Consider the following 17,199-nt stretch of genomic DNA (forward strand, 5'->3'; position numbering starts at 1 on the left):
TGGTCACCTCCTTTTTTTGTTAAAAACCAATTATTCTATAACTTTCTAAGGAGAAAGAAATCCTATCAAATCATTTAGAATTATTAAAAATACCTAAAAACATTTGCCCTAACCCACCCGCAGTGAACGATTTGATAATATAATATGTTACATATAAATAAAACTAAATTAAATAGAACATGGCGGATCTCAAAACAACGTACATGGGGGTGCAGCTGAAAAACCCCATCATTCTTGGAGCCAGCAGTATTGTTGACAAGCTCGAAACCGTGAAAAAAATTGAACGGGCCGGAGTCGGCGCCATTGTTTACCGCTCCCTTTTCGAGGAGCAGATTCATCTCGAAGAAGCTCAGCTGGACGACATGCTCGGGGAATACGATGAAAGACATGCCGAGATGATCGATATTTTCCCGAACATTAAACATGCCGGGGCCAAAGAACATCTGTACCAGTTGAAGAAAACGGTCGACAATGTGGATGTTCCTGTTTTTGCCAGCTTGAATGCCATCTATGATTCTACCTGGGTAGAATATGCCAAACAACTGGAAGAAACCGGAATCGCTGGTTTGGAACTGAATTTTTACAGTGTGCCGGTTGAGTTGGATAAAGCCGGGGCGAGTATTGAAGAACATCAGCTGGACATTCTGAAAAAAGTGAAAAAAGCGGTGAAAATTCCGGTCAGTGTGAAAATTTCATCCTTCTACAGCAATCCACTGAACTTTGTGCAGCAGCTCGACAAAGCAAAAACCGATGCCGTAGTTCTTTTCAACCGCTTCTTCCAACCTGAAATTGATATTGAGACCGAAGAGTTCTATTACCCGTTCGATCTGACACATGAAAAAGACTACCAGATTACTTTGCGTTTTGCCGGTCTGCTTTACGGACATATTAAAAGTGACATTTGCGCCAGCCGTGGTATTTCCGACGGAAAAGATCTGATTAAGATGCTGCTGGCTGGTGCGACCTCCGTACAGGTTGTCAGCACAATATTCCGGAACAAAGCCGGAGCCATTACCAAAATGCTCGATATGCTCGAACAATGGATGGACGAAAAAGGGTATAAATCGGTTGACGAATTCCGCGGAAAGCTCGCCATGAAAAATCTGCAGGATCCTTACGCATACAAGCGGGCCCAGTACGTCGACATCCTGATGAACTCAACAGAGATAATCAAAAAATATCCAATGATTTAATTCCCCAATTTCAACCCGGCAAACGCCGGGTTTTTTATTCTCCAATTTTGCCTTCCTTTTAGATTCGTTTTTACTTTTCTCCCCTCCTTGTTTAGAACTGATTAAAATCAGTGTATCAGCGTGTAAAAGTTTATGAAAGTCATGTATTAGCCATTTCCTCTTTCCTATTTTTACCATCAGGAAAACCAAACCTTAATAACCGACTATGGAGCTTGCCCGTATAGTTGAGATAGTTAACGGCAGAGTCATCTGTGGAGAGGAAAAACTCAGAAGAACCGTCAAATATGGCTTCAGTTCTGACCTGATGAGTGATGTTCTGACCATAAACATCGAGAACTTGCTGTTGATGACCGGCCTCGCCAATCCTCAAACCATACGAACAGCCGAGATGGCCGATATTGAATTTATTCTGTTTGTCAGGAATAAGAAAATCACCATGGAGATGATAAAACTGGCCAGGGAGAACGATATCGTACTCATTACAACCGGGTATTCACTCTTTCGGACCTCAGGTTTATTATTTAATGCAGGTTTAAAACCGGTGTACTGATGAAACTGAATTTTCAGGTAGAAGGAGGCAATTTTGCCAAAGCAGGCGTTGCATCCAGCGAGGTGAAAAAGGTACTGAAGAAACTGGGAGTTCCTCCGATGATTATCCGGCGCATTGTTGTCGCCCTGTATGAAGCGGAAGTAAATATCGTCGCTCATGCGCAACAGGGCATCATCAGTGTCGATTTACATCACGATAAGGTGGAAATCGAACTGCGGGACAAAGGACCGGGAATTGGAGATATCTCCCAGGCAATGCAGGAAGGTTTTTCGACAGCATCAGAAGAAGTGCGCGCCATGGGATTTGGTGCCGGAATGGGATTACCCAACATTAAGAAAAATGCAGATGAACTGAATATAGAGAGCAAGGTCGGTGAAGGAACCACGGTACACATTACTAATTATTTTGCCAAACCATGAATCAATCGAACCAATTGGAACTACACCACGCTATCAAAATCGACGCGGATAAATGCCGGGCGTGCACGCATTGCCTGCAGGTGTGTCCTACCGAAGCCATCCGGATTCGGAACGGGAAGGCCACCATCATTCCGGGCCGGTGTGTCGATTGCGGCGAGTGCCACCGGGCGTGTCCTTACCAAGCTTTTTATGTGGAGCAAGACGATCTTTCACGCATATTCGATTACAAATACCGGGTCGCACTTTTTCCGGCCGTTTTCGTGAGTCAGTTCCCTGAAAATATTTCAGAAGAACAAATATATAGTGTACTGAAGCAAATTGGTTTCACCCACACGTGCGAAGTGGAACAGCCCATCTCGGTACTCATCGATTCCATTAAAGACTTTGCACAGAATGAATACGACAGCGAAAGTCCCATTATTTCCTCATTCTGTCCGGCAACCGTTCGCCTGATCCAGGTAAAATATCCGGCACTGACTGAACATTTGGTTTTGCGGAACGCGCCGCATGATCTGGCGGCCTGGTATGTCAGACAACGGTTAGCCGAAGAAGGAATCGATCCATCGGATGCCGGCATTTTCTATATCACGCCGTGTGCCGCCAAAATTGCAGCAGTGAAAAGTCCCGTCGGCGAGAAAAAATCGATTGTTGATGGCATTATCAACATGAGCGAGATTTACAACCAGGTAATGGCAAAAGCAACCGGAGTCACCGGAAACTTTCATTCCTGCGATTGCCGCAATGAAATTTCCCGCGAAGGAATCCTCTGGAGTCTTCCGGAAGGAGAAAAAGCAGCGTTCGATGGCAAGTCACTCTCCGTTGACGGAATGCACAATGTTATCCGGATTTTGGAACGATTGGAAGACGGAGATCTTCAGGATATCGACTTTCTGGAGCTGCGGGCCTGCGAAGAAGGCTGCGCCGGCGGTATCATGATGACCAGTAACCGCTTCCTGACAGCCGATCGCCAGCACAAACGGGCCGAGAAATTTCCGGAAGCCAAATCATCCGCAGGCATGGAAGAACTAGCAGAGAAACTGCGTATCGCTTCGGTTCAGCCACGCCCGATGGTTCACCTGGACACCGACATGGAGAAAGCTTTCGCGAAAATGGAGAAAGCCCGTTCCATCATGTGTCACCTACCGGGAATTGATTGCGGTGCTTGTGGTGCTCCGTCCTGTTTGGCTCTGGCTGAAGATATGGTACGGCACGAAGCCCGGATGACCGATTGCATTTATATACAGCAGCTGTGGCAGAAGGAAGGAAAAATATCGGCTGAAAAAGCTTTCCGTAATCTGGAAAAGAGATGGGGAGAAAACCGTTTCGATGTGGATTGCTCGAAACGAGGTGCAAAGAATGATAACGGATTTGGATTAATGAATGAAGGAGAAGATGCCGACTTGTACTAGTTTTTATTGCAGAGTAAGATATGAGCTGATGCGGCAAGAAGCTGCAGAGAGAAAGAATCAAACCAAAAATAACCTGGATAGAATGACAGTAAAAGATGTACAACAAGCCCTCGAACTAAAAGTCTTTGGCGGCGAAAAAGGGTTAAACAGTGACGTAACCGGAGGCTATGTATCCGACTTACTGAGCGATGTGATGGGAAATGCAACCGAAGGAATGGCATGGATCACGTTGCAAACGCACCTGAATGTGATGGCCATTGCATCGTTGAAGGATTTGTCCGTCGTTATTCTGGTTAACGGAAACAAACCGGAAGAGGATATGCTGGAGAAAGCCAACGAAGAAAATATTCCGGTACTGGGAACCAAACTTGGCACTTTCGAAACTGCCGGAAAACTTTACCAACTGTTAAATTCCTGAGCCATGAAATCATACCGGGCTGATCTACATATTCATTCTCTTCTTTCGCCTTGCGGAAGTCTGGACATGAGTCCGGCCCGGATTATTCGTGAAGCAAAAGAACGGAAGATTGACATCATCGCGGTAGCCGACCACAACTCGACGCGGCAAGCCGGATTGATAAAAAAGTTGGGGCAGGAAACGGGAATAACAGTGTTAACCGGAGCGGAAGTCAATACCCGCGAAGAAGTGCATTGTCTTTGCCTTTTCGGCGATGAAGAGGCAACCCGGATTTTTCAGGAATTCCTCGATGCCCGTTTACCGGAAGAGGAAAATGATGTGGTCATTTTTGGCGACCAGGTGGTAGTCGATAAAGACGAACAAATCGTTTACACGGAAGATCGTTTGCTGATTTCTGCTCTTCGTGCTGGCATCAAAGAGATTGAAACGCTGGTGCACAAGCTGAATGGAATTTTCATCCCGGCGCACATCGATCGACCTTACAGCGGCATTCTCGACCGTTTGGGATTCATTCCCGAAAACCTGGAATATGATGCACTGGAACTCTCCTACCGGATGCCGGAAACAGAAATTTGCGGACAGCATCCCGAATTGTGCGGAAAATATTTCCTCCGCTCATCGGATGCACATTACCCGAAAGACATTGGAAGGGCAACTACAACATTTGAGTTGGAAGAGAATTCATTTGAGGCCGTCAGGGCTTATTTGCGAAGCAAGTTAAACCAGTAGCGATGAAAGAGCTTTCGTTACATATTCTCGATATCGTCCAGAATTCCATCCGCGCCGAATCGACGCGAATCGAAATTACTATTGAGGATTTTGCACAGAAAAACGAATTCCGGATTCTTATCTGTGACAACGGGAAAGGAATGACATCGCAGGAAATGGAAAAAGCACTTGATCCATTCTACACATCGCGCACAACCAGAAAAGTCGGGCTTGGACTTCCGCTACTCAAACAGAATGCGGAACAAACCGGCGGGAAGCTGGTGCTTAGCTCATCGGTTGGAAATGGTTGCCGCGTGGAAGCTGTTTTAGTTAACAACCATATCGATCGGCAACCGATGGGCAACATCGCTGAGACACTGGTCCAACTGTTTGCCTCCTATCCAAGCATTCGATTCAAATTCAATTATCTCACCGACCGTGGAGATTTCAACATCGATACAGACGAAGTAAAACAGATACTGGAAGACGTTCCGATAACCAATAGTGAAGTAAGAGAATTCTTAATCAATCATATTAGAGAAAACCTGAGAACGATTCAGGATCATAACCAATAGATCAATTATGAGCAAAATCAAATCGTTAGAAGAGCTGCGTAAGTTACGTGAAGAGGTGCAAACCCGGATGAAACTTCGCGAAAACAGCGACAAATCAGATGACCTGGTGCGCATCAAGGTGGCCATGGCGACCTGCGGAATCGCTTCGGGAGCCCGCGAAACCATGCGTGTGCTGATTGAGCAACTCGATCAACGTGGAGTAGATGCTGTCGTTACGCAAACCGGATGTATGGGCTATTGCTATGCCGAACCCACTGTGGAAGTTACCCTTCCGGGGAAAGAACCCATTGTGTTTGGCGAAGTGAAAGAAGAACGTGCCCGGGAAATTATCGACAAGTATGTCGTGAATCAGGAATTAATCGACGGTATTATTCCAGTCAATCATCAGTCAATTTAAACGTTTAATCGCTTTTCCAAAAACCTTGTTATGACAGATTACAGAATGAACATCCTGGTATGTGGCGGAACAGGCTGCCGCTCATCCGAAGGTGCCACCCTTTACGATGAGTTGGTCTCGCTTCTCGCGGATAAAGGCCTCGAAAAAGAAATCCAGGTCGTTTCCACCGGTTGTTTCGGATTTTGTGAAAAAGGCCCGGTGGTGAAAATACTTCCCGACAATACTTTCTATGTTCAGGTACAGGCTGCCGATGCCCGGGAAATTATCGAGGAGCACATCATCAAAGGACGGAAAGTAGAGCATCTGCTTTACACCGCTCCCGAAACCGGGAAAAAGGTATCCGATTCCAAGCACATGGATTTCTATAAAAAACAGGTTCGAATCGCCCTTCGGAACTGCGGCTTCATCAACCCGGAAAACATCGACGAGTACGTTGCCCGCGAAGGCTACGCCGCCATGGCTAAATGCCTTGGCGAAATGACTCCGGAACAGGTAATCAAGGAGATCAAAAAAGCTGGCTTGCGCGGACGCGGTGGTGCAGGTTTCCCTACCGGGACGAAATGGGAATTGACCCGCAAAAGTGAAGCAGACCAGAAATACGTGGTTTGTAACGCCGACGAAGGTGACCCGGGAGCTTTCATGGACCGCTCTATCCTCGAAGGCGATCCGCACTCGGTTATCGAAGCAATGGCCATTTGTGGTTATTGCATAGGTGCCGACAAAGGCTTGGTGTACATTCGTGCAGAATATCCGCTGGCCATAAAACGCCTAAAGATTGCCCTGGAACAGGCACGCAATTACGGCCTTCTTGGTGAGAATATCCTGAATACCGGTTTCAACTTCGAGATTGAACTTCGCTACGGGGCAGGCGCTTTCGTGTGTGGGGAGGAAACGGCTCTCATTCACTCCATGGAAGGAAAACGAGGCGAACCGACTTTCAAACCACCGTTTCCGGCTGAAAAAGGATATCTCGGCAAACCGACCAATGTGAACAACGTAGAAACATACGCCAATATCCCTCCCATTATCAACAAAGGTTCCAAATGGTTTAGCGGCATCGGTACCGAAAAATCCAAAGGAACCAAGGTTTTTGCCTTAGCAGGAAAAATCAACAATGTTGGGTTGATTGAGGTCCCGATGGGAACAACCCTTCGTGAAGTGATTTACGACATTGGTGGTGGTATCAAAGGTGGGAAAGAGTTCAAGGCAGTACAAACCGGGGGTCCTTCGGGCGGCTGCCTGACCAAAAACTTCCTCGATACGCCTATCGACTACGAAAGTCTGACTGAAGCAGGCTCTATGATGGGTTCCGGTGGTATGATTGTGATGGACGAAGATGATTGTATGGTTTCCATCGCCAAATTCTACCTCGAATTTACGCTTGACGAATCGTGCGGAAAATGTAATCCGTGCCGAATCGGAAACAAACGGTTGTGGGAAATTCTGGACAAAATATCCAAGGGAAATGGAACGAAGGAAGATCTGAACCGGTTGAAACTCCTCAGCAACGTGGTAAAAGACGCGTCACTTTGCGGACTGGGACAAACCTCCCCCAACCCGATTTTGTCAACCATGGACAACTTTTGGGACGAATATCTGGCCCACGTGGAAGACAAACGATGCCCTGCCGGTCAATGTAAGGCAATGATGCAATATGTCATCGATCCAAACAAATGTACCGGCTGTACACTCTGCTCGCGCATTTGTCCGGTTGCTGCAATTGAAGGTGAGCGCAAGCAAGCGCATGAAATCGATCCGGAGAAATGCATCAAGTGCGGTGCCTGTATGGAGAAATGTAAATTCGAAGCCATCTCAGTGGCCTGATTGACCAATCCGTAAATCATCTAAAAAATGAAAATGGTAACATTAACCATCGATAATAAAACCGTTGAAGTTCCTAAAGGAACAACTGTTTTAGAGGCAGCAGCCAGAGTGGGCGTCGAAATTCCCACGCTCTGCCACATGAAACTGGACAACCTGGAAATTGAAAATAAACCCGGTGGCTGTCGTGTATGTCTCGTCGAAATACAGGGCAGAAAAAACCTCGCACCTTCGTGTGTAACCGAGGCAACCGATGGAATGATTGTCAAATCGTCCTCCATTCGCGTGATGAATACCCGCCGGACCATTGTCGAACTGATCCTGAGTGATCACCCCGCCGAATGTCTGACTTGTGCCAAATCGGGTAACTGCGATTTGCAGAGCCTCGCCATCAAAATGGGTATCCGCGAACTGCACTTCTCGGGAGAGAAATCGGTTCACCGCGAAGACCAATCGCCGGCCATCATCCGCGACATGGACAAATGCATCATGTGCCGCCGCTGCGAAACCATGTGTAACGAAGTGCAAACCGTTGGCGTTCTTTCAGCAGTCAACCGCGGTTTCAACTCTGTTGTTTCACCGGCTTTTGAACAGGACTTGCAGGATTCAGCTTGTACCTATTGCGGACAGTGTGTTGCTGTTTGTCCTGTAGGAGCACTGACCGAGCGTGACCAAACCGGAGCTGTTATCCGGGCTTTGTCCAATCCCGATAAAACCGTCGTAGTTCAAACTGCACCCGCTGTTCGTGCTGCGCTGGGAGAAGAATTCGGACTAGAAGCCGGTACGCTTGTAACCGGAAAAATGGCCGCAGCGCTGCGTCGTTTGGGCTTCGACTATGTATTCGATACCGATTTTGCCGCCGACCTCACCATCATGGAGGAAGGAACTGAATTGCTCGATCGGCTGACTCGTCACCTCAACGGCGATTCGACTGTGAAGCTTCCTATCCTGACTTCTTGTTGTCCGGCATGGGTGAAATTTATCGAGCACAACTTCCCGTCACTACTCGACGTACCGTCGTCGGCCAAGTCTCCTCAACAGATGTTCGGTGCCGTTGCAAAGAATTACTTTGCTGAGAAACTGAATGTCGACCGGAAGAAGCTGGTAGTGGTTTCCATCATGCCGTGCGTGGCTAAAAAGTATGAGCGTGGCCGCGATGAATTCGCCGTCGACGGAAATTCAGATGTGGATTTTGTACTCACAACCCGCGAACTTTCACATTTGATTAAGCTGGCCAACATCGACTTCCACACGCTTCCGGATGAAGAATTCGATCAGCCAATGGGTATGTCAACCGGAGCTTCCGTCATTTTCGGAACAACCGGTGGTGTAATCGAAGCAGCTGTTCGTACGGCATATGAGCTTTATACCAAAAAACCCCTTCCGAAAGTAGAATTTGAGGAATTGCGCGGTATGGAAGGTCTACGTCATGCCACCATCGATTTTGGTGGATTGCCTTTGCATATCGGTATTGCGCATGGTTTGGGGAATGCCCGTAAACTACTCGAAGAAATCGCTGCCGGAAGAAGTCAGTTCCATGCTATCGAAATCATGTCGTGTCCCGGTGGTTGTATCGGTGGTGGAGGACAACCATTCCATCATGGAAAATCCGATATCCTGAAAAAACGCCAGCAGGCCATTTATCAGGAAGACCGGAATAAACCGATTCGCAAATCCCATGAAAATCCGTTCATCTACCAGTTGTACGAAGAATATCTCGGTGAACCGATGAGTGAAAAAGCACATCATCTGTTGCACACCAAATATTTCGACCGTTCCACCGTATTTGAACAGGACGGTAATGTATCTGAAACTGACGATAAAAATTAATTTGTCATGGAAATAACCAGAGATTTGAAAACCCATAAAGTGCAATTGTCGGAGAATGCCATTGCACTGGTCAAAAAGATATGTCGCCGGTTCAATTACCAGGAAGGCGAACTCATCAACATCCTTCACGCCGTGCAAAGCCAGTTTGGTTACCTGCCTGCAGAAATCCAGGAGCTGATCGCCAAAGAGCTGGACATTTCAGTGGCCAAGGTGTATGGTGTTGTAACGTTCTACTCGTTCTTTACCATGAAACCGAAAGGCAAATACCCGATTTCGCTTTGTATGGGTACCGCTTGTTACGTAAGGGGTGCTGAAAATATCCTGAACGAAATCAAACGGCAGCTTAGCATTGACGAGGGAGAGACCACTCCGGACGGGCTGTTTTCTCTCTCCAGTTTGCGCTGCGTTGGTGCCTGTGGACTTGCTCCGGTACTAATGGTTGGTGAAAAGGTGTACGGACGTGTAGCTCAGGCAGATGTACGGAAAATCATTTCGGAATATAAAGCCGGTTGCCTGACACATCCGACAAAAGAGTAAATACACATATATTAAGGTCTGTATATCAGACAGAACGGGTCTAAATAGACCCGTTTTTTTTTATGATTTTTGCTATATATTTCTTTAACTTTTCACTATTTTAAGGATACTACATATTGTTTTAACTCTTATTTCATACCATATTTTAAAATATGACTTTTACACATATAGTATTTCATCCGAATTCTATATAAATTCGAAAAGAACGTAGATGATTCAGGAGAGAGAGCCCATAACGCAGACATCATTTTTTCTTCACTATAAATCATCAAACTATGGATCCAATCCAATCCTTAATTAAAGAGCTGGCGGTGAAACACGGCCGCAAGCGCGAAAGTCTGCTACCTGTACTTCAAGGAGTTGTAGAACAGGAACGTTACCTTTCGGAACATTCCATGATTGAGATCGCGCGGGAACTTGACCTGCCGGCAGCGGAAGTCTATGGAACAGCCACTTTTTATTCTTTCCTCGAACACCGGAAAATGGGCCGTTTCATCATCAGGATTTGCAAAACCATTTCCTGCTCGATGAAAGGGAAAAACCAGGTGCTTCTGGCCATTCAGGATATGCTCAAAATATCGACAGGCGAAACCACACCTGACGGCCGATTCTCCCTGGTTGAAACCAACTGCCTTGGACTTTGTCACAAAGCCCCGGCCATGCTGATCAACGAGGAAGTGTATACCGACCTGACTCCGGAAAAAGTCCGTGAGATTCTGTCGGATTACATGAAGAAGTAACTTTTTCAAACCAAACCAAAAAATCAATCCAAATGGCTGAATCATATCATCTGTTGAAACGAGCCGATTTCATTTTCCGGAATGAAAATGACTGGGAAGAAATTCTCACCAAAACCATTAAGCGCACACCTCAGGATATTATCAATGAGCTAATTAGCTCAGAGCTAAAAGGACGTGGCGGTGCGGGCTTCCCAACCGGCTTAAAGTGGAAAATTACAGCTGAAGCCAAATCAGCTGAAAAATATGTCATCTGTAACGCCGATGAAGGGGAACCGGGAACTTTTAAAGACCGGGAAATTCTCTCCAGGGTTCCCTACAAAGTACTCACGGCAATGGCTGTTTGCGCGCACATCATCGGTAGTAAAAAAGGCATCATATACCTTCGCGGTGAATATCATTCACTCAAAGAAGCACTGGAAAAAACCATTTCCGAATTTGAATACTATTGCAAGAAAATCAAACTCGATTTCTCGATTGAGGTGTTCATGGGAAGCGGAGCCTACATTTGTGGCGAAGAAACCGCCTTGTTCGAATCACTCGAAGGACACCGCGGCGAACCACGAAATAAGCCTCCCTATCCGACCATCAAAGGGTATATGGACAAGCCGACCGTTATCAACAATGTTGAGACGCTGGCTCACACCTTTACCATCTTTAAATACGGCGCCAAGAAGTTCTACGATTTGGGCGTTCAGTTCTCTCGCGGAACTAAACTCTTCTCTGTTTCGGGTGATACTCCCAAACCAGGCATCTACGAGCTGGAGTTAGGGATGAGCCTTCAGGATTTCGTCAATGAATTCGGTGATGGCGATACCAAAGCCGTTCAGGTCGGTGGAGCTTCCGGATTTTTGGTACCCCGAAAAAAATTCCAGGAAACCGCTATCGGTTACCAGGGAAAACTGACGGGAATTTCCCTCCCGACCGGAGGATCGATGATGATCTACAATAGTTCGCGATCCATGTTTAATGTGCTGGATAATTACCTTGAATTTTTCCGCGAAGAATCGTGCGGACAGTGCACGCCATGCCGTGTAGGTTGTCAGCAACTCCTTATCGGAATTAAGGCGGTGAAACGCGGAGAGCGTCCGGCACAATACCTCGACAAATTGCTGAAGCTGACTGAAACCATGCAGTTGACAGCCAAATGTGGCTTAGGGCAGTCAGTCGCTAACTCGTTTGCATCTATTGTCGAGAACTTCCGGGAAGAGATGATCTACTAATCGTGAACCAATCAAACTGTACATCATGACTCAAAAAGTTCAAATAAATATCAATGGTTTCCCGGTAACAGTAAAACCCGGAACCACCATTTTGGAGGCTGCACGGAAAGCGAATGTCACTATTCCTACCTTGTGCTACCATAAAGACTTATGTGTGGCAGGTAACTGCCGTGTTTGCGTGGTAGAAGTGGCCGGTCAGAAACGTCTGTCAGCAGCCTGTGCCACCCCTTGTGAAGATGGGATGGATATTCTGACCAATAGTCTGAAAGTAAGGAATTCCAGGAAACACATCATCGAGCTCCTGCTTTCGGAACACAACGCCGATTGTACCAAGTGTTACAAAAATGGCAAATGCGAGCTGCAATCACTGGCATCAGAATACAAGATCATGACGCAGGATTTCATCGAACTCCTGCCGTGGAAGAACTACACCATCGACATGATCTCGCCCAGTATCATCAAAGATGATAGTAAGTGTATCCGCTGTCAGCGCTGCGTGCGGACCTGTGCCGAACTTCAGGGCGTAAATGCATTGACCGTTGCTTACAAAGGCGATCATATGAAAATCTCTACGTTCTTCGAAAAACCAATGAACGATGTGGTTTGTACCAACTGCGGACAATGTGTGAACCGTTGTCCTACCGGTGCCTTGGTTGAAAAGAACTACGTGGAAGAAGTTTGGGATGCCATTTCTGATCCTAAAAAGCATGTGGTTGTTCAAACTGCCCCGGCTGTTCGTGTCGGATTGGGTGAAGACCTGGGATTCGAACCGGGTAGTCGTGTTACTGGCAAAATGGTCGCGGCCCTCAAACGTTTGGGCTTTGACTCGGTACTGGATACCGATTTTACCGCCGACCTAACCATCATGGAAGAAGGTACCGAGCTGCTTACCCGACTGAAGAAAGCGCTTGTGGATAATGATAAGGAAGTGAAACTTCCGATGGCTACTTCGTGTTCTCCGGGATGGATCAAGTACATCGAGCACATGTATCCCGAGTATTTGCCCAACCTCTCAACCTGTAAGTCGCCTCAACAGATGTTCGGAGCATTGGCAAAAACCTATTATGCCAAAGCACGCAATCTCGATCCTGACAAAATCGTTTCAGTTTCCATCATGCCGTGTACAGCCAAGAAATTCGAAGCTGCCCGTTCGGAAATGCACGACAGCGGCTACCGCGATGTGGACTACGTTCTCACTACCCGTGAACTTTCCATCATGATTAAACAGGCTGGCATCGATTTCATGCAGTTGGACGACATGGAGTTCGACCGCTTAATGGGAGAATCAACTGGTGCCGGTGCCATCTTCGGTGTAACCGGTGGTGTTATGGAAGCAGCCATTCGTACTGCATACGAACTGGTTACCGGACGCCCCGTGCCATTTGAGAACCTGAACGTCACTCCCGTAAGAGGAATGGAAGGAGTCAGGGAAGCAAGCCTTAAAATTGAGAAACCGTTGAAAGAATGGAAATTCCTCGATGGTGTTGAACTGCGTTGTGCTATTGCTCATGGTCTCATCAATGCAAAAACGGTGATGGATGCTGTAAAAGCAGGGAAAGCCAATTTCCACTTCCTGGAAGTGATGGCCTGTCCGGGCGGTTGCCTCGGCGGCGGTGGCCAGCCCATACCAACCAACTCTGAGATCAGGGAAAAACGCGCCAAAGCCATTTATGCAGAAGACTCAGGCAAACCGATCAGGAAATCGCACGAAAATCCGGAAGTACAAAAAATCTATAAGGATTTCCTTGGCGAACCACTTGGTGAAGTATCTCATCATCTGCTTCATACAACTTACACACCGCGGGAGCGCTTCTAATCTCGTGTCATTGATTTAACATCTAAACCCCTGGTTGTCGTCCGACCGGGGTTTTTACTTTTGTAAACAACTATTTCCGGATGAGTCGAAAACCTGTCAAAAATCTTATAATGAGACCGCTTTTCGTGATTCCGGTCATGCTGTTCTCACCGGGGAAATATATACCTTTGTCTTATAAAACCAACCAATCATGCAGTATCAGACAGCGGCAGAGTGGAAGAAAGAAGTTATTGTCAGGGACGAAATTGATAAGTACCTGATTGACGGGAAAGATTTTATTGATGAGGAAAAAATTCATACACAAATCGCGAATGGCAAAAATCCTGATCCGGAATACATTCGGCAGATTTTGCAGAAATCACTCTCGATAAAAACACTTGCCCCGGAGGAAACTGCCGCCCTCCTCAATGTTGAATCGCCCGAGTTATGGGACGAAATCAATGAAGCAGCGCTCCTGGTAAAGAAAAAAGTTTACGATAATCGCATCGTATTTTTTGCACCGCTCTATTGTTCCAACCTTTGTGTTAACAATTGCGAATATTGTGGTTTCCGTGAAGAAAACTGCGATGAAAAAAGGCGCATTCTTACCCAGGACGAAATACGCAAAGAAACGGAATCAGTCATCGACGAAGGTCACAAACGATTAATCCTGGTCTTCGGTGAACATCCGCGTTCGGATGTCGACTACATGGTCGATACCATTAATACGGTTTATTCCGTTTACCGCGATGCCCCGGTTTCGGGCCGGGAAGCCAATATCCGCCGGGTAAATATCAATGCCGCTCCGATGAGCTCAGCCAAGCTGAAAAGATTGAAGGACGCGGGAATCGGTACTTACCAGGTTTTCCAGGAAACGTATCACCACGAAACATACAGCAAAGTACATCCGGCGAATACGCTGAAAGGCGATTACCGCTGGCGACTTTATGCGCTTCACCGGGCGATGGATGCAGGCCTCGATGATGTGGCTATTGGCGCATTATTTGGTCTCTACGACTGGCGTTTTGAAGTAATGGGATTGCTTTACCACACCATCGATTTGGAAAACCGTTTCGGTGTAGGACCGCATACCATTTCGTTCCCGAGAATTACACCGGCATCTGGTTCTTCGTTGAGCAATAACCTGCCACATCAGGTTTCGGATGAAGATTTCAAGAAACTGGTAGCTGTTTTGAGGTTATCGGTTCCGACTGCCGGTTTAATCGTTACCGCCCGCGAACAACCCGAACTGAAGAAAGAGGTTATCAACCTGGGCTGTACCCAGACCGATGCTTCCACCCGCATTGGAATCGGTGCTTATTCCGACCAGAAAACAGAAGAGGATTTGGATAAGAAGCAATTCACCATTGGTGACCCACGCGACCTGGACGATGTGATATGCGAGGTAGCGGAAATGGGATATATTTCTTCGTTCTGCACGGCAGGTTACCGTTGTGGAAGAACCGGTGAAACCATTATGGGGATGCTCAGTCACTGCGTGGAAGGAAAGTTCTGCAAATTGAATGCGGTATTAACCTTCCGGGAATACCTGAATGATTATGCTTCGCCGAAAACCAAAGCCATAGGTGAAGAACTGATTTTAAAAGAGATTGCTGAAATTGAAGCAGAACCCTATTTTAGCAGTCGCCCACACCTGATGGAGAAGTTCAGGGCAGAATACAAAGATATTCTGTTGGGAAAAAGAGATTTGTATCTCTGACATTTTGGAATTAACATTTCAACCTCATACAAGCCGCCGGACTATGTTTCGGCGGTTTTCTTTTTTCATGTAAAGGGTAAAACACGGACTGTTCAGCTTATTTTGCCATCTGCTTTTTGTTATCCTTACAATCTCAAGACACTGGTTTCAAAGCTCATATCGCAGACAAAATTTTACTTTACTCAACATAAAGTCAAGATTTTATCATTGATTAATGTAAATTTGTTACAAGTACATTATCAACTAAAAATTATGAACAAAGGAACAGTTAAGTTCTTTAACAGAACCAAAGGCTTTGGTTTTATTAAAGACGCAGAATCAGACAATGAGTATTTTGTCCATGTAACCGGATTGATCGACGAAATACAAGAAAACGATGAAGTTACTTTCGAACTGAAAGAAGGTAAAAAAGGTTTGAATGCAGTAAATGTTAAACTACTATAGTTTATTTCATTTCAGAACAACTTCAATGCCCCTGCTCAAAAAGCGGGGCTTTCTTTTGTAAAAAAACAGCTCCTCTTTCACCAAAAGGGGCTGCTCTGTTTCAGACTAACTTTGCTGTTACGGCAAAACTACAAACCTATTTTGAATTTATGCTTTCAACCTCCTCCTGAGAGTGGAATAGTCTGGGATTTATCTTACAATCACAACTATATCAGTTTTTATTGAATTGGTCATAAGTCTGACCTACCCGTTTACTTAACGGGCAAGCCGGACCCGTTTCAATCTGAACCTTCACTTCGCCTCTTTATGATGTAAGGTTCTGAAAACCTGAAAAACGAACATCGATGCAGCTATAATTCCCACCAATAACGCAAGCCTGCAATATGTGCCACAGAAATAATCATACCCTGCTCCACACATTGACGAAATACATCCAATCAGGACCATTGCTACATAATAAACGAAGGCCAAAGTCCCCAATCCAAATAATATGGTTAGCAATTTGTTCATAAACTTTGTTCTTATTATAAATTTATGACCTTACGTTTAATGATACAGCATTGACTTTGTGAGAGTTCTCCCGTAACTTTGTGAAATATTTCACAGCTTATGAGAAAGCCTGCCTTTTCTACCCGGATGCTGCGCAACTGTACACTTTGTTGTGAAAAATCATGTGCCGCCATGACCCTGGAGCACAATGAACTACAGCTTTTGGGAGAAAATTGTAGTGAAGGCATTTTCCGAAAAGGCGAAGAAATCCTTTCGGAAGGCTCACTTACCTCGCATATCATTTACCTGCAATCTGGCTTGGTGAAAGAATACATAAAAAGCGGCGATCAACCGGAATGCATTGTCCAGATTATACAAAATCATGCTTATCTTGGATTACCATCTCTATTTGGCGACCGTGTGAATCATTATTCTTATGCAGCTTTAACGGATGTGGCCGTTTGCTTTATAGACGTAGCTATTTTCAAACAATTTATCCTCGACAACGGAAAATTTGCTTTCGAAATACTCTCGACGGTGAGCCGGGACAGCCTAACCAATTACCATCGCTTCATCAGTCAGGGACAGAAAAAAATCTACGGAAAATTGGCCGACACTTTGCTCTATTTCTCAAAAGCCATATTCCGCTCCAATCGCTTCCGCCTGCCACTAAACCGAAATGAAATTTCCTACCTCATCGGTACCAGTAGAGAGAGCGTTTCCAAACAATTGAACAGTTTTGTCCGTGACGGCATCATCAGTCTTCGCCGAAGAGAGATTATTATAAACGAGCCGGAAAAACTGGAACAAATCAGCCGATTAGGATAGTCGCCTCCATCCCCGCGTCTTTGTAATCATTCTAGTTTAATGTATCTTATGCAGGAATTTCAATATGACAGACCTGAGTGACATTTCGTATAAGTCTCAACCACAC

The 17,199-nt window shown here is 45.9% G+C and carries 17 protein-coding genes; all 17 read left to right on the forward strand.

The features are described from left to right. Positions 1-179 precede the first annotated feature (179 nt). The 17 genes from GJU87_RS14355 (at position 180) to GJU87_RS14435 (ending at position 17,093) form a co-directional block, all read left to right on the forward strand. Positions 180-1,193: a dihydroorotate dehydrogenase-like protein gene (locus GJU87_RS14355; protein WP_153640141.1), complete on the forward strand. Its 1,014-nt coding sequence runs from the start codon at positions 180-182 to the stop codon at positions 1,191-1,193. 205 nt (positions 1,194-1,398) lie between these two features. After that, positions 1,399-1,743, forward strand: a complete 345-nt coding sequence (locus GJU87_RS14360; protein ID WP_153640142.1) for a DRTGG domain-containing protein — start codon at positions 1,399-1,401, stop codon at positions 1,741-1,743. Then, a complete protein-coding gene (locus GJU87_RS14365) occupies positions 1,743-2,162 on the forward strand; it encodes an ATP-binding protein (protein ID WP_153640143.1) in 420 nt (139 codons plus the stop codon). Before GJU87_RS14360 ends, GJU87_RS14365 begins: the two co-directional genes overlap by 1 nt. Continuing rightward, entirely contained in the window at positions 2,159-3,571 is a 1,413-nt protein-coding gene (locus GJU87_RS14370; RefSeq protein WP_153640144.1) for a [Fe-Fe] hydrogenase large subunit C-terminal domain-containing protein, read from the forward strand. Before GJU87_RS14365 ends, GJU87_RS14370 begins: the two co-directional genes overlap by 4 nt. A gap of 82 nt (positions 3,572-3,653) precedes the next feature. Next, the gene (locus GJU87_RS14375) at positions 3,654-3,989 is read left to right on the forward strand and encodes a DRTGG domain-containing protein (protein WP_153640145.1); all 336 of its coding nucleotides are present in this window, start codon (positions 3,654-3,656) and stop codon (positions 3,987-3,989) included. 3 nt (positions 3,990-3,992) lie between these two features. After that, positions 3,993-4,718, forward strand: a complete 726-nt coding sequence (locus tag GJU87_RS14380) for a PHP domain-containing protein (RefSeq protein WP_153640146.1) — start codon at positions 3,993-3,995, stop codon at positions 4,716-4,718. 2 nt (positions 4,719-4,720) lie between these two features. Continuing rightward, entirely contained in the window at positions 4,721-5,272 is a 552-nt protein-coding gene (locus tag GJU87_RS14385; RefSeq protein ID WP_153640147.1) for an ATP-binding protein, read from the forward strand. A gap of 7 nt (positions 5,273-5,279) precedes the next feature. Further along, positions 5,280-5,669 (forward strand): ferredoxin, encoded by a 390-nt coding sequence (locus GJU87_RS14390; RefSeq protein WP_106540213.1) that lies wholly within the window; start codon positions 5,280-5,282, stop codon positions 5,667-5,669. A gap of 30 nt (positions 5,670-5,699) precedes the next feature. After that, positions 5,700-7,493, forward strand: coding sequence for an NADH-quinone oxidoreductase subunit NuoF (locus GJU87_RS14395; RefSeq protein ID WP_153640148.1), 1,794 nt, complete (start codon positions 5,700-5,702; stop codon positions 7,491-7,493). A gap of 27 nt (positions 7,494-7,520) precedes the next feature. Beyond that, positions 7,521-9,320, forward strand: coding sequence for an NADH-dependent [FeFe] hydrogenase, group A6 (locus tag GJU87_RS14400; RefSeq protein ID WP_153640149.1), 1,800 nt, complete (start codon positions 7,521-7,523; stop codon positions 9,318-9,320). A gap of 6 nt (positions 9,321-9,326) precedes the next feature. Beyond that, complete coding sequence (gene nuoE / locus GJU87_RS14405) at positions 9,327-9,857, forward strand: NADH-quinone oxidoreductase subunit NuoE (RefSeq protein WP_153640150.1); 531 nt, start codon at positions 9,327-9,329, stop codon at positions 9,855-9,857. Positions 9,858-10,132: 275 nt separating this feature from the next. Then, a complete protein-coding gene (locus GJU87_RS14410; protein ID WP_106540217.1) occupies positions 10,133-10,597 on the forward strand; it encodes an NAD(P)H-dependent oxidoreductase subunit E in 465 nt (154 codons plus the stop codon). Positions 10,598-10,629: 32 nt separating this feature from the next. Continuing rightward, positions 10,630-11,817, forward strand: coding sequence for an NADH-ubiquinone oxidoreductase-F iron-sulfur binding region domain-containing protein (locus GJU87_RS14415; RefSeq protein WP_153640151.1), 1,188 nt, complete (start codon positions 10,630-10,632; stop codon positions 11,815-11,817). A 25-nt stretch (positions 11,818-11,842) separates the two neighbouring features. Continuing rightward, entirely contained in the window at positions 11,843-13,633 is a 1,791-nt protein-coding gene (locus GJU87_RS14420; protein ID WP_153640152.1) for an NADH-dependent [FeFe] hydrogenase, group A6, read from the forward strand. Positions 13,634-13,823: 190 nt separating this feature from the next. After that, positions 13,824-15,332, forward strand: a complete 1,509-nt coding sequence (hydG, locus tag GJU87_RS14425) for a [FeFe] hydrogenase H-cluster radical SAM maturase HydG (protein ID WP_153640153.1) — start codon at positions 13,824-13,826, stop codon at positions 15,330-15,332. Between the two features lie 252 nt (positions 15,333-15,584). Further along, positions 15,585-15,776, forward strand: coding sequence for a cold-shock protein (locus GJU87_RS14430; protein WP_106540221.1), 192 nt, complete (start codon positions 15,585-15,587; stop codon positions 15,774-15,776). A 609-nt stretch (positions 15,777-16,385) separates the two neighbouring features. After that, complete coding sequence (locus GJU87_RS14435; RefSeq protein ID WP_153640154.1) at positions 16,386-17,093, forward strand: Crp/Fnr family transcriptional regulator; 708 nt, start codon at positions 16,386-16,388, stop codon at positions 17,091-17,093. The last annotated feature ends 106 nt before the right edge of the window (positions 17,094-17,199 follow it).

It is taken from the genome of Prolixibacter sp. NT017, from assembly GCF_009617875.1.
Lineage (GTDB): Bacteria > Bacteroidota > Bacteroidia > Bacteroidales > Prolixibacteraceae > Prolixibacter.